This is a genomic window from Parapusillimonas sp. JC17 (assembly GCF_052180245.1).
Classification (GTDB): Bacteria; Pseudomonadota; Gammaproteobacteria; order Burkholderiales; family Burkholderiaceae_B; genus Parapusillimonas.
In genome coordinates this window covers 3,710,292-3,731,210 of the sequence record NZ_CP197474.1, presented here as the reverse complement: position 1 = coordinate 3,731,210, position 20,919 = coordinate 3,710,292, and the positions used below count along the sequence as shown (strand labels likewise).

At 62.7% G+C, this 20,919-nt stretch carries 18 protein-coding genes and 1 pseudogene; 15 read left to right on the top strand and 4 right to left on the bottom strand.

Annotation, left to right across the window (positions count from 1 at the left end):
- Positions 1–15 precede the first annotated feature (15 nt).
- A complete protein-coding gene (locus ACSBPU_RS18065) occupies positions 16–1,341 on the bottom strand; it encodes an aspartate aminotransferase family protein (protein WP_442593199.1) in 1,326 nt (441 codons plus the stop codon).
- Between the two features lie 194 nt (positions 1,342–1,535).
- Between ACSBPU_RS18065 and ACSBPU_RS18060 the strand changes: the two genes are divergently transcribed.
- Positions 1,536–2,963: an aminotransferase-like domain-containing protein gene (locus ACSBPU_RS18060; RefSeq protein ID WP_442593198.1), complete on the top strand. Its 1,428-nt coding sequence runs from the start codon at positions 1,536–1,538 to the stop codon at positions 2,961–2,963.
- 161 nt (positions 2,964–3,124) lie between these two features.
- On the opposite strand, the gene ACSBPU_RS18055 is transcribed toward ACSBPU_RS18060, so the two are convergent.
- The 3 genes from ACSBPU_RS18055 to ACSBPU_RS18045 form a co-directional block, all read right to left on the bottom strand.
- Positions 3,125–3,613 carry a dihydrofolate reductase gene (locus tag ACSBPU_RS18055; protein WP_442593197.1) on the bottom strand — a complete coding sequence of 163 codons (489 nt, stop codon included), beginning with the start codon at positions 3,611–3,613 and terminating at the stop codon, positions 3,125–3,127.
- Positions 3,614–3,645: 32 nt separating this feature from the next.
- Positions 3,646–4,626, bottom strand: a complete 981-nt coding sequence (locus tag ACSBPU_RS18050) for a thymidylate synthase (RefSeq protein ID WP_442593196.1) — start codon at positions 4,624–4,626, stop codon at positions 3,646–3,648.
- A gap of 188 nt (positions 4,627–4,814) precedes the next feature.
- Positions 4,815–5,237 (bottom strand): OsmC family protein, encoded by a 423-nt coding sequence (locus tag ACSBPU_RS18045; RefSeq protein WP_442593195.1) that lies wholly within the window; start codon positions 5,235–5,237, stop codon positions 4,815–4,817.
- 219 nt (positions 5,238–5,456) lie between these two features.
- On the opposite strand from ACSBPU_RS18045, the gene ACSBPU_RS18040 reads away from it, so the two are divergent.
- The 14 genes and pseudogenes from ACSBPU_RS18040 to ACSBPU_RS17975 all read left to right on the top strand — a co-directional run.
- A complete protein-coding gene (locus tag ACSBPU_RS18040; RefSeq protein ID WP_442593194.1) occupies positions 5,457–7,148 on the top strand; it encodes a cbb3-type cytochrome c oxidase subunit I in 1,692 nt (563 codons plus the stop codon).
- A gap of 2 nt (positions 7,149–7,150) precedes the next feature.
- Positions 7,151–7,744 carry a cbb3-type cytochrome c oxidase subunit II gene (locus ACSBPU_RS18035; RefSeq protein ID WP_442593193.1) on the top strand — a complete coding sequence of 198 codons (594 nt, stop codon included), beginning with the start codon at positions 7,151–7,153 and terminating at the stop codon, positions 7,742–7,744.
- Between the two features lie 49 nt (positions 7,745–7,793).
- The gene (locus ACSBPU_RS18030; RefSeq protein WP_442593192.1) at positions 7,794–8,384 is read left to right on the top strand and encodes a c-type cytochrome; all 591 of its coding nucleotides are present in this window, start codon (positions 7,794–7,796) and stop codon (positions 8,382–8,384) included.
- Between the two features lie 6 nt (positions 8,385–8,390).
- Positions 8,391–9,011 (top strand): SCO family protein, encoded by a 621-nt coding sequence (locus ACSBPU_RS18025; RefSeq protein ID WP_442593191.1) that lies wholly within the window; start codon positions 8,391–8,393, stop codon positions 9,009–9,011.
- Positions 9,008–9,664, top strand: a complete 657-nt coding sequence (locus ACSBPU_RS18020) for a hypothetical protein (RefSeq protein WP_442593190.1) — start codon at positions 9,008–9,010, stop codon at positions 9,662–9,664. Before ACSBPU_RS18025 ends, ACSBPU_RS18020 begins: the two co-directional genes overlap by 4 nt.
- A 61-nt stretch (positions 9,665–9,725) precedes the next feature.
- Positions 9,726–10,388 carry a 2-polyprenyl-3-methyl-6-methoxy-1,4-benzoquinone monooxygenase gene (coq7, locus tag ACSBPU_RS18015; protein ID WP_442598411.1) on the top strand — a complete coding sequence of 221 codons (663 nt, stop codon included), beginning with the start codon at positions 9,726–9,728 and terminating at the stop codon, positions 10,386–10,388.
- Between the two features lie 523 nt (positions 10,389–10,911).
- Positions 10,912–11,991, top strand: coding sequence for a glycosyl transferase (locus tag ACSBPU_RS18010; RefSeq protein ID WP_180066937.1), 1,080 nt, complete (start codon positions 10,912–10,914; stop codon positions 11,989–11,991).
- 52 nt (positions 11,992–12,043) lie between these two features.
- Positions 12,044–13,318, top strand: a complete 1,275-nt coding sequence (gene tviB, locus ACSBPU_RS18005) for a Vi polysaccharide biosynthesis UDP-N-acetylglucosamine C-6 dehydrogenase TviB (protein WP_442593189.1) — start codon at positions 12,044–12,046, stop codon at positions 13,316–13,318.
- 36 nt (positions 13,319–13,354) lie between these two features.
- On the top strand, positions 13,355–14,380 hold the full coding sequence (locus ACSBPU_RS18000) for an SDR family oxidoreductase (RefSeq protein ID WP_442593188.1): 1,026 nt from the start codon (positions 13,355–13,357) through the stop codon (positions 14,378–14,380).
- Position 14,381: 1 nt separating this feature from the next.
- Entirely contained in the window at positions 14,382–15,710 is a 1,329-nt protein-coding gene (gene murJ, locus ACSBPU_RS17995; protein WP_442593187.1) for a murein biosynthesis integral membrane protein MurJ, read from the top strand.
- Positions 15,711–15,763: 53 nt separating this feature from the next.
- On the top strand, positions 15,764–16,891 hold the full coding sequence (locus ACSBPU_RS17990) for a glycosyltransferase family 4 protein (RefSeq protein ID WP_442593186.1): 1,128 nt from the start codon (positions 15,764–15,766) through the stop codon (positions 16,889–16,891).
- Positions 16,876–18,792 (top strand): asparagine synthase (glutamine-hydrolyzing), encoded by a 1,917-nt coding sequence (gene asnB / locus ACSBPU_RS17985; protein WP_442593185.1) that lies wholly within the window; start codon positions 16,876–16,878, stop codon positions 18,790–18,792. The genes ACSBPU_RS17990 and asnB overlap by 16 nt, the downstream gene beginning before the upstream one ends.
- Positions 18,789–19,922 (top strand): glycosyltransferase family 4 protein, encoded by a 1,134-nt coding sequence (locus ACSBPU_RS17980; RefSeq protein ID WP_442593184.1) that lies wholly within the window; start codon positions 18,789–18,791, stop codon positions 19,920–19,922. Before asnB ends, ACSBPU_RS17980 begins: the two co-directional genes overlap by 4 nt.
- Positions 19,865–20,893 (top strand): annotated as a pseudogene (locus tag ACSBPU_RS17975) (glycosyltransferase); the annotation flags it as partial. The gene ACSBPU_RS17980 and the pseudogene ACSBPU_RS17975, both read left to right, overlap by 58 nt.
- Positions 20,894–20,919: the final 26 nt, after the last annotated feature.

The window sequence follows — 20,919 nt, the reverse complement described above, 5'->3', positions numbered from 1 at the left end:
TCTGACCCCTGCGCTTTACGCGACCGTCTTCAAGACCTTGTCTATCGTTTCGAAGATTTCGGTGATTTGCTGTTCTTCGACGATGAGCGGCGGCGAAACGGCGATGATGTCGCCGGTGTAGCGCACCATGACGCCGGCGTCGAAGCATTTTGAGAACACCTCGGCGGCGCGTGCGCCGGGTGCGCCGTCGCGGGGTTTTAGCTCGATGCCGGCGACCAATCCCAGGTTGCGGACGTCGATGACGTGGCGCGCATTCTGCAGATTGTGGGCGGCGTCTTCGAATTTTTGCGACAGGCCCGCGGCGCGCTTGAACAGCTGGTCTTTCTCGTAGATGCTAAGAGTGGCCAGGATGGCCGCCGTGGCAAGAGGATGCGCCGAATAGGTGTAGCCGTGGAAGAATTCGATACCGCTGGCCGCGGCGCTGACGATGGTGTCGTGGATTTCGCGGCGGACCGCGACCGCGCCGGCGGGAACGGCGGCGTTGCTGATGCCTTTCGCCATGGTGATCAGGTCTGGCTTCACGCCGAAGAATTCGCTGGCCGTGTTGGCGCCCAGGCGGCCAAAGCCGGTGATGACTTCGTCGAAAATCAGCAGGATGCCGTGCTTTTCAGTGATGGCGCGCAATTTTTCCAGATAGCCCTTGGGGGGGATCAGCACGCCGGTGGAACCGGCGAGGGGCTCGACGATGACGGCGGCAATGGTGGACGCATCATGCAAGGCGATGATGCTTTCCAGCTGATCGGCGAAGTGTTCGCCCCAAGCGGGCTGCCCGCGTGTATGCGCATTCTTGGACAGGTCGTGGGTATGCGGCAGGTGATCCACATTGGGCAGCAGGGCGCCCGAGAACGTTTTACGGTTGGGTGAGATCCCGCCTACCGAAATGCCGCCGAACCCGACCCCGTGGTAGCCGCGCTCGCGGCCGATCAGACGGGTACGCTGGCCTTCGCCCCGCGCGCGATGATAGGCCAGGGCGATTTTCAGCGATGTATCGACGGATTCGGAACCCGAGTTGGTGAAGAAGATGCGGTCCATGCCTTCGGGCATGAGACGAGCCACCGCCGAGGCGGCCCGAAAGGAATCGGTGTGGCCAAGCTGGAAGCTGGGCGCATAATCGAGCTCAGTGGTTTGCCGGGAGACGGCGTCGATGATTTCCTGCCGGCCGTGGCCGGCATTGACACACCACAGCCCTGCCGTGCCATCCAGCACCGGATGGCCGTCTGCGGCCGTATAGTACATGCCCTTGGCCTTGGTCAGCAGGCGTGGATGCTCTTTAAACTGACGGTTTGCGGTGAAAGGCATCCACAGATTCGACATATCCGGGAGGTTCGCGTTACTGGTCATGGTTTACCTCGACAGGCAAAAACAAAGGGGGGTATGCTTGGGAGCGTTGGAAGGGCTCGAGAATGATTCAGAGCTTTCCTTGATGTCCGCCTATTCTCGTTCGCCCTGGCTTGCAAATAAATATACAGTCGACCAAAATCGATATAACTGTATTGTTTAAAAAATGGCAACTGTGCTGACTGTGAGGTGGGCCAATGCGGTTCTTCGAGCCGATACGTGATCGCAAATACGGGCTGTCCTTGGTGGAGCAGGTCGTCGAGGCGCTGGCAGAGGCGATCCGGCAGCAACTGTTAAGGCCCGGCATGCCGATGCCATCGGTCCGCAAGTTCGCCAAGACGCACGATCTGAGCACGTTTACGGTGTCGGCGGCCTACAGCAGGCTGGTTGCGCAAAACTGGCTGATCGCGCGGCCGGGTTCGGGCTACCGGGTGGCTGCCGCCGGGCGAAGGGAACCGGTGGGCGCATCGCCCGTGTCGGCGTGGGCGCCGCCCAAGATCGGGGCATCCTGGCTCCTGGCGGATATCTTTGCCGATCACTCCATTCCGATCAAATCCGGCTGCGGCTGGCTGCCCGGAGAATGGCTGAACGAAGCCGGTTTGTCGCAGGCGCTGCGCCAGGTGTCCCGGACCAGCCCCAAGCAGCTTGCCGGCTATGGCCATCCTTATGGGTATTTCCCATTGCGCGAACATATCCAGCAGTCGCTCGAGCACCATGGTCTGCAGGTGGGCAGCGACCAGGTACTGTTGACGCAGGGCGCCACGCAAGGGCTGGATATCGTCATTCGCACGCTGTTTCGGCCGGGCGACGTGGTGCTCGCCGAATTTCCCGGCTATGCGAATTTGCTCGAAACCATGCGCCTTGCGGGCCTGCGGGTGCTCAGCGTGCCCCGCAGTCAGGATGGCCTGTGCATCCGCACGCTGGAGGAACTGGTCGCCAAGCACAAGGTGAAAGCGGTGTTCGTCAACACCGTGCTGCAGAATCCCACCGGCGCAAGCCTGAGCATGAACAACGCCTTCCGCATCCTGCAATTGGCGGAACAGTACGGCTACACCGTGGTCGAGGACGACGTGTCCCGCGATCTGTTGCCGGGCATCGGCCCCATGCTGGTTGCCATGGGCGGCACGGCAAGAGTCATTTATGTATCGGGCTTCTCGAAGAGCATCATGCCGTCGATGCGGGTGGGCTATATCGTGGCGAACGCGGAGCTATTGAAGGAGTTCGCCAAGACGAAGATGACGCTGGGGCTGACGACGCCCGAAATGATGGAGCGCACCGTCTACGAGGTACTCAGGCAGGGAAGGCATCAGGCTCATCTCAGGCGTGTGCAGGAGCGGCTGCGCGAGGCGCACGAAGAGCTGGCCGCGTTGATGGACAGCCATGGCTTCGAAGTCTACAGCCGCCCGCAAGCCGGCCTGTTTCTGTGGGCCCGCCCCGCGGGGCAGTGGCGGGAACAGGGTTCGGCGAAGCTGGCGGAGCTGGCACTGAAGGACGGTATATGGCTTGCGCCGGGATCCTACTTCGACCCTGGGCAAGCCGATACCGGATGGATCCGTTTCAACGTGGCTTATTCCCTGCACCGTGCGCTGTGGGCCTTCATGCGCAAGGCCGGCGCAACGGCCTGACGCTTGCCGTGCTTGCTGGGGTCAGACCCCATGGGGGGGTCTGACCCTTTTTCGCGGGCGTATCGGTTTGGCTGGGGTCAGACCCCGTACGGGGTCTGACCCCTTTTCATGGGCGTATCGGTTTGGGATCGGGGTCAGACCCCGCATGGGGTCTGACCCCTTCACGCGTTCCTGCGATAAGTCACGAAGTCGAACGTCAGTCCGTTTTCTTCCGGCTGTACGGAGCGTTCCGCTTCCGCCCACCCTGACGGCAGATCGGGGAAGAAGGTGTCTCCTTCCACTTGGGCGTGCACTTCGGTGGCGATGATTTCGTCGGCGATGCCGAGCGCCGCCTTGAAAACCTGTTCGCCGCCGATGATGCATATGGCTTCCACGTCGCCGCAGGCCCTGATGGCGGATGCCAAATCGGGGTGCACGGTAGCGCCTTCGGCGGTGAAGCCGGGGTCGCGGCTGAGCACCAGGTTGGGGCGGCCGGGCAGCGGGCGGCCAAGCGAATGCCAGGTATTGCGGCCCATGACGATGGGCTTGCCCATGGTGACGCGCTTGAAGTGCGCGAGGTCGGAGGGCAGGCGCCAGGGCAGTGCATTGTCGCGGCCGATCACGCGGTTGGCGGAGTAGGCGACGACGAGTTGGATGCGGGCGTCGGGCATGGGGTTGTGTTCCGTGTGGCGATTCAGGGCGGTCAAACCGCCATGGGGGCGGTCAAGGGCGCGTGATGTTGATAGCCTTCGAGCGAGAAGTCGCCGGGTTCGATTTTTTCCAGCCATTCGGGCTCGTACTTGCCCGTTTCGGCATAGTCCGGAATCCGGTCGGACAGCACCAGTCGCGGCGCGGGGAACGGTTCGCGTGTCAGTTGCTCGCGCAGCATGTCCACGTGGTTTTCGTAGATGTGCGCATCGCCGATGAAATACGTGAACCAGCGCGGCCGGTAGCCGGTGAGGCGCCCGACGAGGTGCAGTAGCGCGGCGCCCTCAGTCAGGTTGAAGGGCGTGCCCAGGCCGACGTCGTTGCTGCGTATGTACAAGCAGAGGGAAATTTCCCTTTTTTCGATGTTGACCAGGAACTGATAAAGCAGATGGCATGGAGGCAGGGCCATTTCCTCGAGCTGGGCCCAGTTCCAGCCATGGAAAAGTATGCGCCGGCTGCCAGGGTCCTTCATGATGGTGTCCAGGCAGGCACGCAACTGGTCGACGGCTTTGTACAGCAGCGCGCTGGTGGCGCCGCCATCGTCGACGAGGCCTATTTGGGTATAGCCGCGAGACAGTGCGTCATCGATCTGGGCGGCGCTATGGGGAAGCCTGGTATCGATGAGCTTGTAGGCAGGCCATTCGCGCCATTGGATGCCGTATACGGGGCCCAGGTCGCCTTCTTCGAGCCGGTAGGGATTGGCCAGCCATTGACGGTTTTCGTTGGCGTTCTGATTCCAGACCTTGCAGCCTAGCGCAGTGAACTCGGCTGCATTCCGATAGGCCCGTAGAAATCCCACAAGTTCGCCGATGGCGGACTTGAAGGCGAGCTTCTTGGTCGTGACGGCAGGAAAGCCTTCCTGCAGGTCGAACCGCATCATCGCCCCGGGAATGCTGCGCGTGCGCACGCCGGTACGGTTGTCCTGCCAGGAGCCGTTGTCGAAAATGTTCTGGACCAAGTCGAGATATTGCTTCATATGCTGTGCTTTTTGCCTTGACTCAAGGTTTCAGTATAGCCAGGAAGGGGGGCAGGCCCCGAATGGAGTCTGACCCCGCGGCTTGCTTGGAATGGGGTCAGACCCTATCCAAGGTCTGACCCCGCGACTCGGCGGATAATGGGGTCAGACCCCGTACGGGGTCTGACCCCTGAACCCCAAGCGCTGGATCAGGCTTCCAGGATCTCGATCGAATGCGTGATTTCGGCGGTTTTGGCCAGCATGGCCGAGGCGGAGCAGTATTTATCGTGCGACATCTTTACGGCTCGTTCAACGGCGGCCGGTGACAAGCCCTTGCCGCTGACAATGAAGGCGAAGTGGATCTTGGTGAACACCTTGGGATCGGTGTCGGCCCGTTCGGCGGTCAGCGTTACCCGGCAGTCCGTCACCGCCTGGCGGCCGCGCTTGAGGATCAATACGACGTCGTAGGCGGCACAGCCGCCCGTTCCGGCCAGCAGCATTTCCATGGGGCGCGGCGCAAGATTGTGGCCGCCGCCGTCGGGTGCGCCGTCCATGGCGGTTACGTGGCCGCTGCCCGTACGGGCAACGAAAAGCATGCCGTCGGGGCCGCCCCAGTCTATCGTGCATTCCATGCTTGTTCCTGATGTGTATCGACAAAAGTACAGACTGAATGTTGACGCATCCGCGGCCTTTGCGCAATTCGCCGCATACCTGCATCCGGCGTAGGGTCATGGGGCCTCGCGTCCGATCGCTCCGGTATCATTCCGCTTGAATATCGCCTTACGATATAAATGCGCTGGAATGAAACGTTCCAGCGGGAGGCGGTATCCGCATCCAAGAGATACACCCGCATGAGCACCATCTCCATATTGCTGTTGACTTTCGTTCTGTCCGTCACCGGCCTGTTTGTTTTCATCTGGTCCCTGCGCCGGCATTTGTTCGATGCCGATCCGGCGGCCGCCAAGGTCATATTTTCCGAAGGAGAGATCGGCAAGGTCGAAGAGCCCGCTGCAACGCCGGCCCAGCACCAGGCCTTGCAGAACGCCGTCGTCCAAGCGCATGATGCGCCTGCGCCGGTGGACGCCGCGACACAGGCACGCGAGCTGGCGGAGCGCATCCGGGCGGATCGCTCCACCGCCTACGTGGCCTTCGTCTTTCTTTCCTGCGCCGTCGCATGGCTGATCCTGGCGTCCGCGGCCGGATTGATCAGTTCGATCAAGCTGCATCAGCCCGACTTCCTCACCGCGCATGCCTGGCTGACTTTCGGACGCATCCGGACCCTGCACCTGAACATGGTGGCCTATGGCTGGGCACCCATGGCGGCGTTCGGCATCGCACACTGGACGCTGCCCCGCCTGCTGAAGACGGAGCTTATCGGCGGCCGATTCGCGCTGCTGGGAGCCATGCTGTGGAACGCCGCCCTGATCGCCGGCCTGGGCAGCGTGGCGGCAGGCTTCAGCGACGGGCTGGAATGGCTGGAGATACCCTGGCAGATCGACATCCTGTTCGTGATCGGCGGGGCGCTCATTGGCCTGCCCCTGGTCTTCACCCTGCAAAACAGGAAGACCGAGCATCTGTACGTGTCCATCTGGTACATGGGTGCGGCCCTGTTCTGGTTCCCCATCCTGTTCCTGGTGGGCAACCTGCCGGGCGTGCATTTCGGGGTGGAGCAGGCCACCATGAACTGGTGGTTCGGCCACAACGTACTGGGGCTTTTCTATACTCCCATCGCGCTGGCCTCGGTGTATTACTTCCTGCCCAAGATCATCGGCCGGCCCATACAGTCGTACAACCTGTCGTTGCTTGGCTTCTGGGCACTGGCGTTCTTCTACGGCCAGGTCGGGGGCCATCATCTGGTGGGCGGGCCGGTGCCGGGCTGGCTGATTACGCTGTCCATCGTCCAGAGCATGATGATGATCGTGCCGGTCCTGGCTTTCTCGGTCAACCAGCACCTGACGATGCGCGGCCACTTCAAGACATTGCTGTATTCGCCTACGCTGCGGTTCATCGTGCTAGGCGGCATGATGTACACGCTCAGTTCGGTACAGGGCTCCTTCGAGGCGCTGCGCAGCATCAACACCATCACGCACTTCACGCATTTCACGGTGGCGCACGCCCACCTGGGCCTGTATGGATTCTTTTCTTTGGTGATGTTCGGCGCCATCTACTTCGTCATGCCGCGCGTCATGGCATGGGAATGGCCTTACCCGCGTCTCATCGCCTTGCATTTCTGGCTGGTGGTGCTGGGCTTCGGCGTCTACTTCGTCGGCCTGTCCATCGGCGGATGGCTGCAGGGCGTGGCCATGCTCGATGCGAGCCGAAGCTTCATGGAGTCCGTCGGCGTCACGATTCCGTACCTGAAGGCGCGCAGCATCGGAGGCGGCCTCATGACGCTGGGTCACTTGGTGTTTGCTTTTCATTTCGGCGCCATGGCGCTGCGATATGGGCACAAGCGCGTGGGTCCGGCGCTCTTTCGCAAACAGGCCGACCCCTTTCCGGCCGCCGGCGTTTCCGTGGCGGCGGACGCTGCGGTGGGGGGCTGAGCATGGAAAACGAATACAAATTGCTGGGGGGCGCGATGGTCACCCTGGCGCTGGCAACGGCGACCCTGGTGATCGTGCCCTATGTGCAACTGTCGGAAGTCCAGCCGTCGCCCGGGCTGAAGCCCTACACCTCGGCGGAATTGCGCGGCCGCCGGCAATATATCGAGAATGGCTGCGTGTACTGCCATACGCAGCAGCCCCGTGCCAAGGCACAGGCGCCCGACTTCCAGAGAGGCTGGGGCAGGGCGCCGGTCGCCGGCGACTATTTCTACGACCGGCCGCATCTGCTGGGCACCATGCGCACCGGTCCCGATCTTCTGAATATTGGCGCGCGCCAGCCGAGCGTGGACTGGAACCTGGGACACCTGTATCAGCCCCGCGCCTACACCCCGAGCAGCATCATGCCGTCTTATCCCTATCTCTTCGAAACCAAGGACAGGGCCGAGGCGGGTGACCGGGTGGTGAATCTGCCGCCCGCGTATGCGCCTTTGGGCCAAGTGGTGGTGGCACGCCCGGAAGCGCTGGACCTCGTCGCCTATCTGCTGGCTCTTGACCGCAGCTATCCGGTCAAGCCGCTGCCCGAGCCGGGCAAATAGCGGGTTGGCGGAGCGGCCGGATGGAACGAGGTCGTCGGAGAACAGGATAATGGATCGTTTGAAAAGGAAAATTCAGGCCCAGTCGCGCGAGATGCCCGAGCCCTATGAGGGCAGCAGGCCGATACCGTTGATCGTGGTCCTGATCGTGGCCGCGGTTTTTCTATGGGCCGTGGGCTATATCGGCTATACATATCAGGCGCACCCCGCCTCGTACGGCGACTGGCGCAGCGCAGCCGATTTTCAGAGCCAACGCGGCGCAGCGCTGGCGGATGGCGCACAGCTGTATGCGACGCATTGCCTGGCATGCCACCAGGCTACGGGCAAAGGATTGCCGGGTGTATTCCCTCCGCTTTCCGGCTCGGAATGGCTGGCGGGGCAGCCGGACGTGGGCATACAGATCGTGCTGCATGGCGTGACGGGCCCCCTGACGGTCGGCGGGACGCAGTACAACGGACAGATGCCGACATTCAAGGACAAGCTGAATGACGAGGAAATCGCCGCGCTGCTGACGCATATCCGGAGCAGCTTCGGCAATGCCGCCGGCGAAGTGGCGGCAAGGGACGTGGCCACCGCGAGACAGGCAAGCCTGGACAGGAGCGCCCCCTGGAATGGCGATGCAGAGCTTGCCGGCTTGCGGTGAGCCGTCATGAGGACCTTGCTCGCGGCATTGCTGGCCTGCTGCCTGGGGTTGGGAGCAATCTCGGCAAAGACCGACGGGTTTACCGTGCTGACCAGTGAGGCGGCCCGGCGGGCGGACATCGCGCACGCGGCCCGGGCATTGCCGGATGCAGTGCTCTTGGACGAGCGAGGCGTAAGCGGGGGGCTATTGGAACGTTTACGCCAGGACGGGCGCATTGCCGTCGTGAACTTCATTTATACGCGTTGTGTATCGCTGTGCCTGGCCATGGGCACGGAGTACCAGCGCCTGCAGTCAGACATCCGGCGGCTGGGCCTTGCAGACCGGGTACGGCTGCTGAGCATCAGCTTTGATCCGGCGGACACGCCGGATCGCCTGGATCGCTACGCGCGCGGCATGCATGCGGACGCAGACATCTGGACCTTTGCGATGGCACCGGACGCCGCTCAATTGAGGGCCTTGCTGAGTGCCTTCGGTATCGTGGTGATTCCGGCACCCTACGGCCAGTATGAACATAACGCCGCGTATCACCTTGCTTCGGCGGACGGCCGTCTAGAGCGCATTGTCGACCTGGAAGAGACGGAACTGCTTCTGGACTACCTGCAGCGGTCGGGACGGGGGCCGGCATGAGCGGCCCGAACCGCGTTGGCCGGTTTTACCTCATTGCCGCCGCACTGCTGCTTGCAACGGCATGGGCGCTGGACGGCGTCCTGACCCGAACCATGACCTTGCATATGCTTGTGCACATCCCCATGCTGATCGCCGTGGGCGCATGGGTGGCCCTGGGCTTATTCGCGATGGGTTTGAGCAAAGACAAGAGATCGGGGCCTGCATTTGCCGCGTATGGCAAATATAATGAACATGGCCTGCCGGGCTTGCTGCTCTTCAGCTTCATAGGTGCCTACTGGATGATCCCTCGGTCTCTGGACGACGCGTTGCTGTCCGCGGGATCCATAGGGTTCAAGTATGCCGTGCTCATTGCCGCCGGGATGCTGTTGACCGATTCCCTGCGACGGGCGAACGCCGTCATTGCCGTGTTTTTTCTGGGCAACTTTTCATGGATGACGGCGATCGTGGGGCTGCTGTACCAGGAATATCCCGTCCGCTTGTGCAATGCCTATTTGCTGAGCGACCAGGAAATGGCGGGCCGGGGGCTGGTCGCCTGGGCGGTCCTGCTGCCCGTGGCCTGGTTTTTGATTGAGCGCCGCCGTCCGGGTTCGTTTTTTGCCGGGACGGATGGCCATACAGGAAAAGGAAATACCCATGCAGATGGTCGGAAGTAGTGTAGGGGTCAGACCCCGTACGGGGTCTGACCCCACCGTCAACGGGTCTGACCCCGCCAGCATGGGGTCTGACCCCGTACGGGGTCTGACCCCCATCGACAAACTGCTCTCGGAAATCGGGCGGGCGGTGCAGGTGCTGGACGGCTCCGTGCATGCAAGCCGACCCAATCCCGCAGGCAAGTACAGGCCGGACGACGACGCAACCGCCTTGACCCCCGAAGAGCAGCGCCATGCCGCCGGACTGATGCGGGTAAACCATGTGGGCGAGATATGCGCCCAAGCCTTGTATCGAGGCCAGGCACTGTTTTGTCGCGATGCAGCAATTCGTGATGTGCTCTACGACGCCGCCGCCGAGGAGGTCGACCATCTGGCATGGTGCAGGCAACGCCTTGACGAACTCCGCAGCGGACCGAGCCTGCTCAATCCTCTCTGGTATGCGGGCTCGTTCGCATTGGGAATGGCTGCAAGCCGGGCGGGGACCGGCAAGAACCTGGGCTTCATGGCGGAAACCGAAAGGCAGGTGGAGCAGCACCTGGACGGCCACCTGACCGATCTGCCAAAGACAGACGAGCGTTCGCGCAGCATCGTGGTCCAGATGCGCGACGATGAAATCGAACATCGCAACACGGCCGAAACGCACGGCGCCGACGTCTTGCCCGCGCCCGTCAAGCTGGCCATGCGTTTCATGTCCAAGGTCATGACGGTCACTGCGTATCGTCTTTAGGCCGCGCATGCGGACTTGTAAGCGTATCGAAACTAGGGTAAACTCTGAGTTACGGTGAAACTTTTTTGTGAGCGACTTTTTGCAAAAAGGCCACAAACTAAAAAAGTTACATCTTTACAGCGGTTTTTTCTTGCAATGCACAAATAACCGCTATATACTTTAGTTATCGGATGTCGCAACGTGATTGCAAAGGGAAAACCCCAGTCACGCGGTCTCGAGCAAATGCTCTAGTAGCCCGGCATGCCAAGGTTGTCTCCTCCACCCTCCTCCTTTGGTGGATTTAGCCCGAGATCTCACGATCTCGGGCTTTTTTTTATCTTTTTCAGTCGCTTAGGGCCGAAAGCCCATGGCGCCAGACGCGCTTTTATGCTTACATTTCTTGTTGCATTTTTTACGCAACCAGAACGCGCTCTGTTACAAATAGGGTCGATAATGTCAATGCCTTAACGTCTATAGGGATTACGTGATTTCTCTCAAGCTCTGGGAATCGTTCACCTGGTTTTATATCTGTATTGTCGCGTTCATGGTCGGGGGCCTGATCGTGGCGTCCGAACGCTGGCACGGCGTCTTTACAGGCGATTCCGACATGCACAAGCCGCAGGCGATGCACTCGCGCGCCGCGCCGCGCGTCGGGGGGCTGGCCGTGGTCGCCGGCAGCCTGGCCGGGCTGCTGGTGCTCGGCCCCAGCAACATGACGCTCACCTGGCTGTGGCCCGTCTTGTTCGTGGCGGCCATGCCGGTGTTCGTTGCGGGGCTGCTCGAAGACATCACGAAGGACGTAGGGTCCGGCAAGCGGCTGCTGGCTGCATTCGCCTCGGCGGCGATCGCATGGTGGCTGCTCGGGGGCGTTTCGCGGGTGGGCTGGAGCTGGGCCGATTGGCTTTTGTCATTCTGGCCGGTGTCGCTGATGTTCACCATGGTGGCGGTGGGCGGCTGTACGCATGCGCTGAATATCATCGACGGCATGAACGGCCTGGCGGGCATGATCGCAACGCTCATGGCGGCATCGCTGGCGCTGGTCGCCCTGCAAGTGCAGGACATCCCCATTTTCCTGATTGCCGCGGCGCTTGCATCCGCCACCCTGGGCTTCCTGGTCTGGAATTTTCCCTTCGGCAGGGTGTTCCTGGGCGATGGCGGCGCCTATTTCCTGGGATTCATGCTGGCCGAACTCGCCGTGCAACTGGTGGTGCGCAATCCCAGCGTGTCGCCTTTCTATGCGCTGGCCGTTCTTTTCTATCCGGTTTTTGAAACCATGTTCTCGATCTGGCGCCGTCGCTTCAAGCGCGGCACGCCGGTGGACCAGCCCGACGCGCTCCATCTGCACCAGCTCGTTTTCCGGCGCCTGGTCCGGGTCACGTTCAGCCGCGACCGCCGGCACGCCGTGCCTGCGCTTTGCAATGCCATGACGTCTCCGTACCTTTGGTTCCTGGCGCTCATCGGCCTTGTGCCTGCCACCATCTGGTGGGACAACGCCTGGGTGCTGTGCGCGAGCATCGCGGCGTTCTCCCTGGCCTATCTGTGGCTGTATGCGCGTCTGGTGTCCTGGCGCCGGCCTTCCTGGTTGCTGTTGCCGTCCATCGGGCGCAACGTCAGGCGCAAATAGCGTCGCAACCTTCTTATTTCTTCTTTAAAGCGCGCAGCGCGGGAGATGCAAAGTGCAGATTCAAGACGTGAAACTTGCGGTCGTCGGCCTCGGTTATGTGGGGTTGCCTCTGGCGGTGGAGTTTGGCAAGAAGCGCCCGGTATTGGGCTTCGACATCAACCTGCGCCGGGTGGCCGAACTCAAGGAAGGCAGGGATCACACCCTTGAAGTCGAACCCGAAGAACTGGCGCAGGCGAAGCATCTGGAATTCACGCACGAGGCGGAGCACCTGGCCCGCGCCAACGTGTTCATTGTCACCGTGCCCACGCCCATCGATGAATACAAGCAGCCCGATCTCACTCCGCTGATCCGCGCCAGCGAAACCATCGGAAAGGTGCTCAAGCGCGGCGACATCGTCGTCTATGAATCCACCGTTTATCCGGGCGCCACCGAAGAGGTCTGCGTGCCCGTGCTCGAAAGCATATCCGGGTTGCGGTTCAACGAAGACTTTTATGCCGGCTATAGTCCCGAGCGCATCAATCCGGGCGACAAGGCGCACCGCGTATCGACGATCAAGAAAGTGACCGCCGGATCCACCCCCGACGTCGCCGACCTCATCAATGAGCTTTATGGCGAAATCATTGTCGCGGGCACCCACAAAGCGCCGTCCATCCGGGTGGCCGAGGCCGCCAAAGTCATTGAAAACACCCAGCGCGACGTCAACATCGCATTGATCAACGAACTTGCCTTGATCTTCAACAGGCTGGGCATAGATACCCAGGCGGTTCTGGAGGCGGCGGGCACGAAATGGAATTTCCTTCCCTTCCGGCCGGGCCTGGTGGGCGGGCACTGCATTGGCGTGGATCCGTACTATCTCACGCACAAGGCGCAGTCCATCGGCTACCACCCCGAGATCATTCTTGCCGGGCGGCGCCTGAACGACTCCATGGGAAGCTATGTGGTGTCGCAACTGGTCAAGGCGATGACGAAGCGTTCCATCCAGGTGCAGGGATCGCGCGTGCTGGTAATGGGGCTGACTTTCAAGGAGAACTGCCCCGACCTTCGCAATACGCGTGTCGTCGACATCGTTCGCGAGCTGGGCGAATACAACATCGAGGTCGATGTCTACGATCCGTGGGTCGACGCTGACGAAGCCGTGCGCGAGTACGGCATCACGCCGGTTGCGGATCCCCACGCGGGCGCCTACGATGGAATCATTCTCGCCGTCGCCCATCATCAGTTCGTCGGCATGGGCGCCACCGCCGTCAAGGCGCTGGGCAAGCCCGACCACGTGCTGTACGACTTGAAGTACGTGCTTTCGGCCGACGAGGCCGACATTCGCCTTTGAGGGCGCAGCATCATAAAACGTCAGAAAGGTCTTGTCATGAATAATCGATATCAGGAAGTCACTACACAGTTGCAGGCAGAGCCCAAAGCGTGGCTGATCACCGGATGCGCCGGCTTCATAGGCTCCAATCTGCTCGAAGCGCTTCTCGTGATGGGGCAGAAGGTCCGCGGCCTGGACAATTTCGCAACGGGCTATCGGCACAACCTGGATGAGGTCCAGAAAACCGTGACTCCCGAGCAGTGGGCGAATTTTTCATTCATTGAAGGCGATATCCGCGATTTCGAAACCTGCCGGAAAGCAGCCGAGGGCATGGATTTTGTCCTCCATCAGGCCGCGCTGGGTTCGGTGCCGCGCTCGCTGAAGGACCCCATCACGACCAACGAGGTCAACGTAGGGGGCTTTCTCAACATGCTGGTTGCGGCGCGCGACGCCAAGGTTCAGGCTTTCGTCTATGCCGCATCCAGTTCCACCTACGGCGATCTCGAAGAACTGCCCAAGGTCGAAGAGCGCATCGGCAGGCCTTTGTCGCCTTATGCGGTCACCAAGTACGTGAACGAACTGTACGCCGATGTCTTCACCCGCTCGTACGGCTTCGGCAGTGTGGGCTTGCGCTACTTCAATGTATTCGGCAAGCGGCAGGATCCCAATGGCGCTTATGCCGCCGTCATCCCCACCTGGATTGCCGCGATGATACGCGGCGAAGATGTCGTGGTGAACGGCGATGGCGAAACCAGCCGCGATTTCTGCTTCATCGACAATGTCGTGCAGGCCAACATCCTGGCGGCGCTGGCTCAGCCCGAAGGCGTCAATCAGGTCTACAACGTGGCGGTCAACGCCCGGACGAGCCTGAACGAACTCTTCGACTACCTGGCCAAGGCGCTGGGCAACAACGGTATCGTGTACGACAGGCAACCCGTGTACCGGGATTTCCGGGCGGGCGACGTGCGCCACTCGCAGGCCGACATCAGCAAGGCCAAAGAGCTGCTGGGCTACGAGCCCATGCATACCATCGTGCAGGGGATCGAAGTCGCCATGCCCTGGTACACGCAATTCTTGCGTTGATTTGAAAGCCCTAAAACAGCGGTTGTCGACGCTGCATTCCGACCACAGGCGCATTGCCCAGGGGGCGATGCGCGTGGCTTTTTTCCTGCTGCTGGGCAAGGCTGCCGGCGCATTCAAGGAAATGGCGGTGGCGTATCGCTACGGCATCAGCGATGCGGTGGACGCCTATCAGTTCACGATGACGATGGCCAACTGGCTGCCCATCACGGTGGTGGGCGCGCTGTCGGTTGTGCTGATCCCGGTGCTGGTGCGTGCGCGCAGCGAGACGCGCCCGGAAAGGGCGCGCTTCATGGGCGAGCTGCAGGGGTGGACGATTGCCTTCGGCACAGTGCTGGCGGTGGCCTTGTATGTGGCGTGGCCCTGGATCCTGCAATGGGTGGGTGCCGGGCTTACACCGGCGGCATCGCGCATGAGCGCCGAACTGATGCTGGCTTTTGCGCCCGCGGCGCTGCTGACCCTGATGACGGGGATCAGCGCCGCGCGCTTGCGCGCGCGCGAGCGCCATATCAACACCCTGCTGGACAGCGTGCCGGCGGTCGTGATCCTGGTATGGGTCATGCTGGCCGGCGTCGTGACCGAGGTCGGTCCCCTGTTGTGGGGCACGCTGGTGGGCTACCTGATCCAATCGGTCTGGCTGTTCTGGCTGGCGTCCCGCGCCGACGGCATGCGAGGCCGGCCCGCCCTGACATTCAAGTCCCATCATTGGCCCGAGCTGGTCAAGGCAGCGGGCGTCATGCTCATCGGTCAGGTGGCCATGAGTTTCGTGGGACCCATCGACCAATACACGGCGGCCAACCTCGGCGCGAACGCCAACTCGACGCTGGGCTATGCGGCCCGGCTGCTTTCCCTGCTTCTTGGTGTCGGAGCGGCGTCGGTGGGACGCGCGGCATTGCCGGTTCTGGCGGATATCCAGCAGCGCGGCGATGCCGAAAGGGCGCGCACGACGGCGCTCAAGTGGTCGGCGCTGATGCTGCTGGCCGGCGGCGCAGTGACGCTCGTGGGCTGGGTGCTTGCCCCCTGGGGCGTGGCGCTACTGTTCGAGCGCGGGGCGTTCTCTGCGCAGGATACGCAGGCCGTGGCGCATGTATTGCGCTGGGGGCTGCTGCAAATGCCGTTCTACTTTGGGGTGCTGATACTGGTCCAGCTGCTTGCCAGCCAGAATCGCTACCGCATCATGGCCGCGATCGCCGTGGCCAATTTCGCGCTCAAGGCGGCCCTGAACCCAATCCTGGCGCCGTCGATGGGCGCCGCCGGCATCATGCTGGCCACCAGCATCATGTATGCCTTGTCGTACGCCTGCTACGTGCTGGTCGCGCTGCGCAGGCCATAAGGTTCATGGACGCATGCGTCCAGCATTCTCTTTTCATGGATATAGGTATTGTTTTGAGTAAGCCATCCGTTCCCGCCCATCTGATGATTTTCATCCATTCCCTGAGCGGCGGAGGGGCCGAACGCGTGACTGCCGACATCAGCGCGTACTGGGCCGACCTGGGCTGGAAAGTGACGGTGGTGACGCAGGCGAGCGCCGACACGGACGCCTACGCCTTGCATCCGCAGGTCAAGCGTCACGTGCTGGGAACCGCCGGAGCGTCGAGCGGCGGATTGAGCGGGATGCTCGCGAATCTGCGTCGCGTCTGGCGGCTGCGGCGCCTGATCAAGCGGCTGCGTCCTTCGGTGGTTCTTGGCATGATGACGACGGCCTCGGTGCTGGCGGTCGCCGCCGCGCGCGGGTTGAAATGCCGTGTCATCGCCACCGAGCATACGCACCCGCCTTCTCAGGAGCTGCCTGAAATCTGGCTGCGCTTGCGCCGCTGGGCCTATCCGCAGGCGGCTGCAGTGGTGGCGCTTACCGCTGGCACTGCGCAATGGCTGCAAGAGCACGTGCCGGGCAGCCGGCTTGCCGTGATCCCCAATGCGGTGCGCTGGCCCATAGAAAGTGCGGAGCCGCGCCTGGAGCCGCCACGGCGCAATGGGCGCTTTCGCCTGCTTGCGGTAGGCAGGCTGCATCCGCACAAGGGCTTCGATCTCCTGGTCACCGCGTTTCAGGAGATCGCCGACCATTTTCCCTTGTGGGATCTCGTGATCCTGGGAGAGGGCGAAAGCCGGGAGGCGCTGCAGCAGCAGATCGACGCCGCGGGACTGTCGGCCCGCGTGAGCATGCCTGGCCGGGCCGGCAATGTGGCCGACTGGTATTTGCAGTCCGATCTGTATGTGCTGAGTTCACGGGTCGAGGGGCTGTCCAATACGCTCATTGAATCCATGGCCAGCGGACTGGCTCCGGTGGCCTTCGACTGCGAGACGGGGCCGCGCGAAATCATCCGCGACGGCATCGACGGCGTGCTGGTCCAGCCGGCGGGCGATGCGGAGGCGCTGGCGGCGCACTTGTCCGATATGATGGCGCATCCAGAAAAGCGCGAAGCCTATGCACGGCGCGCCGTCGACGTGCGCGACCGGTTTTCGGTGGCGCGGGTGATGGCGCTGTGGGGAAATCTATTATGTGTGGAATCGTAGGAATCTGGGGAAACCTGCCCGAAAAGCGGCCCATCGTCGAGCAAGGCTGCGGGCGCATGCGGCATCGCGGCCCCGACAGCCAGGGCTACTGGGAGGACGCCCAGGCGGGCGTCGCGCTTGGGCACGTTCGGCTGGCCATCCTGGACCTGAGCCCCGCAGGGCATCAGCCCATGATATCCGCCTGCGGGCGCTACGTGCTGATACTCAACGGTGAAATCTACAATCATCAGGAGCTCCGGGCCCAGCTGGAAGCGCAGGGCAGGGCGCCCGCGTGGCGCGGTCATTCAGACACGGAAACCGTGCTGGCGGCCTTTGCGGCCTGGGGCATCGCCGCTTCCCTGGCGGGCATGACCGGCATGTTTGCCATCGCGCTGTGGGACCGGCAGGAGCGCTGCCTGAGCCTCATGCGGGACCGCATGGGAGAAAAGCCCCTGTACATGGGCTATGCGGACGGGAATTTCGTCTTCGGTTCCGAGCTCAAGGCCATGACCGCGATTCCGGGCTTCGACGGACGGATCGATCGCCGCGCCTTGTCCTTGTTGCTGCGCCATAACTATATTCCCGCCCCCTACAGCATCTACCGCAGCATCGGCAAGCTGCCGCCGGGGCAGTGGCTGACGTTGACCGAAGCCGACTTGCGGTCGCGGTCGCTGCCTTCGGGAACCGTGTATTGGTCCGCCGCCGATGTCAGCGCGGCGGCGCGCGGCAATATGCTGTCCTTCGACTCCGACAGTGCGGCGGCTGATGCGCTGGAGGAGGTCCTGTCGACAGCCGTGGGCCGGCAGATGATCTCGGATGTCGAGCTGGGGGCGTTTCTATCCGGCGGCATCGATTCGTCCACGATCGTCGCGCTGATGCAGAAGCGTTCATCGCAGCCCGTGCGCACCTTCGCCATCGGCTTCGACGACCCGGCCTACAACGAAGCCCAGCATGCCAAGGAGGTCGCGCGCCATCTCGGGACGACGCACACCGAAATGTACGTCAGCGCGGCGGATGCCCTGTCGATCGTGCCGCAGCTTCCAACGATGTACGACGAACCTTTTGCCGACTCATCGCAAGTGCCCACGGCGCTGGTCATGCGCATGGCGCGGCGGCATGTCACGGTGGCCTTGTCGGGCGACGGCGGCGATGAGCTGTTTTCGGGCTATTCGCGCTATTTCCGCGCCGCTGGCTGGTGGCATAAGCGGCAGCGCTTGCCGCAATTCACCCACGGCGTGCTGGCTGCCGCCGCCGGATCGGCTGCGGCCCTGATGCCGGCGGGGCGCCGTCGCGATCGTTTCGAGAAGCTGTCGGAGGTCTTGGCGGCAGACAGCCAAGGCGTGTTCTACCGGCAGTTCGTATCGTATTGGAAAGATCCGGCTCAAGCGGTGATAGGCGCGGAGCTGCCCGAGACCTGCTTCGACGATCGCATCGGCGACGGCCTGCACGAGACCATGTCCCTGCTGGATATCCTGAGCTATCTGCCGGACGACATCCTGGTCAAGGTGGACCGGGCGGCGATGGCTGTCGGCCTTGAAACCCGCGTCCCGATGCTGGATCACCAGGTGGTGGAGTTCTCCCGCCGCCTGCCGCTGTCCTACAGGATACGATCTGGGCAGGGCAAGTGGCTGCTGCGCCAGGTCTTGTACCGCCATGTGCCGCAGGCTCTCGTCGATCGGCCCAAGAAGGGCTTTTCCGTCCCTTTGGCGAGCTGGCTGCGCGGACCGCTGAACGAGTGGGCCAATGCCTTGCTGGACCCTGCGCGGCTGAACCAGGAGGGCCTGTTCCATGCCGAGCCCATCCTGAGAAAATGGCGCGAACACCAACAGAACAAGCAAGACTGGAGCACCCATTTGTGGAGCATCCTGATGACGCAGGCATGGCTGGATTCCGTCCGTGCCGCCGACGTGAGGCCCTCATGAAAATACTGTTCTTCGTCAGCTCCATGCATGCCGGCGGCGCGGAAAGGGTTGCCGCTACCCTGTCCAGCGCATGGGCGCGGCGCGGCGACAGCGTGACGCTGGTGCCCACTTATACCAAGAAAGGCACTTGCTTCTATCATCTGAACCCCGCTGTGCGCCTGGTCTGGCTGGCGGACCGCATGAGCTGGCTGGGGCGCAAGACGCTGCCCAGCCTGAGCAAATGGTTCACGATCCGGCGACTGATCCGGGAGGTCCAGCCGGATGTCATTGTTTCGTTTCTGACGAACGTGAATGTCGTCGTACTGTCGGCCACGCGCGCGATGAAAGTCCCGGTGATCGTCTGCGAGCGCACGAATCCGGCATTCAGCAGCAGCGCCGGCGATGCGCTGAAGCGGCTGCGCCGCGCACTGTATCCCCGCGCGACCACGGTCGTGCTGCAGTCGCGGGACAGTGTCGACGTCTTTCGCGGCATGGTCCCGGGACTCAAGGACGTTGCGGTCGTGCCGAATCCGCTGCCGCCCAATATCGATGAGGTACGGCAGCCCGAGATGGTGGCCTGGCCGCGCCGCTATCGGCTGCTGGGCATGGGCCGGCTGGTGCCCAGCAAGCGTTTTGGGGATCTTATCCAGGCGTTTGCAGCCTTGGCAGAGGCCTATCCCGAATGGGATCTCGTCATATGGGGGGAAGGTCCCGAAAGAACGGCGCTAGAGCAGCTCATCCAGGCCACCGGCCTTGCGTCCCGCATTTCCTTGCCGGGTCGCACCGAGCAGCCCTGGGAAGAAGTCATCAAGGCGGACGCGTTCGCCATGACTTCCGAAGTGGAGGGCTTTCCGAACGTGCTTCTCGAAGCCATGGCTTTAGGACGGGCATGCGTCAGCGTGGATTGCCCCAGCGGACCGCGTGAAATCAGCGAGGACGGCAAGTATGCCTTGCTGACGCCGCTGGGCGACCAGGCTGCGCTGTGCAAGGCCCTGGAGCAATTGATGAGCGACCCCACGCTGCGCGACGTCATGGGGCGGCGTGCGGCAGCATCCGTGCGCGAACGCTACGGCCTGCCCGGCATACTGGATCAATGGGACGCGGTGTTCGCTCGCGCCTTGCCCCAGCCCGCCCTGGAACGGTCCGCATGAGTGCCGCGCAGCTTCAGCGCGCGGCCCTGCGCGTCGTCCACATCATTTCGGGCCTGGGTCAGGGCGGCGCCGAGACAGTGCTGCATCGGCTTGTCACGGCGCCTGGTCAGGTGGACGAGCATATCGTGATATCGCTGGGTGATGACGATGTCTTCGGTCCGCGCCTGCGCGACGCGGGCATTCCGGTGCATGCCCTGCACATGAAAGGCGGCGGCGCCTTCAAGGGCGCCTGGAAGCTGTTCCGACTGCTGCGCGACCTGCGGCCCGATGTGGTCCAGACATGGATGTATCACGCCGATCTTCTGGGCGGCGTCATCGCCAGGCTGGCTGGGATCAAGGCGGTGTCCTGGGGCATACGCAACTCGGGGGCGGATCTGCACAAGGGCAGCCGGTCCGCCCGGACGCTGTCCAGGATTTGCGCGATGCTGTCCGGGCTGGTGCCGCAAGTCATCGTAAGCTGCGCGCGGGACGCGGCGGAGCGCCATCGCGGCTGGGGTTACCGGTCCGATCGCATGCTGGTCATTCCCAACGGCTATGATTTGTCGCGCTGGCAGCCGGACGCTGCAGCTCGGGCACGGGTTCGCGAGCAATGGGGCGTGGCGGACGGCATCCCGGTGATCGGGTCGGTGGCACGCTGGAATCCCCTGAAGGATCACGCCAACCTGATCCAGGCCTTTTCCTTCAGCCTGAAGACGCATCCGGGGATGCGCTGCATACTGATCGGGGACGGCATCGACGAAAGCAATGCCGAACTGGTCGGACTGCTGGAGCGCCATGGCGTGCGAGGCCAGACGATACTGATGGGCCGGCGCGACGACGTGCCGGCGCTGATGAACGGCCTGGACGTCCATGTATTGTCGAGCCGCGCCGAAGGGTTTCCGAACGTGGTGGCCGAAGCCATGGCCAGTGGCGTGGCATGCGTGGCGACCGATGTCGGCGATGCCGCCGAAATCATCGGCGATGCTGGCTGGATGGCGCCGCCGCGTGATCCACGGGC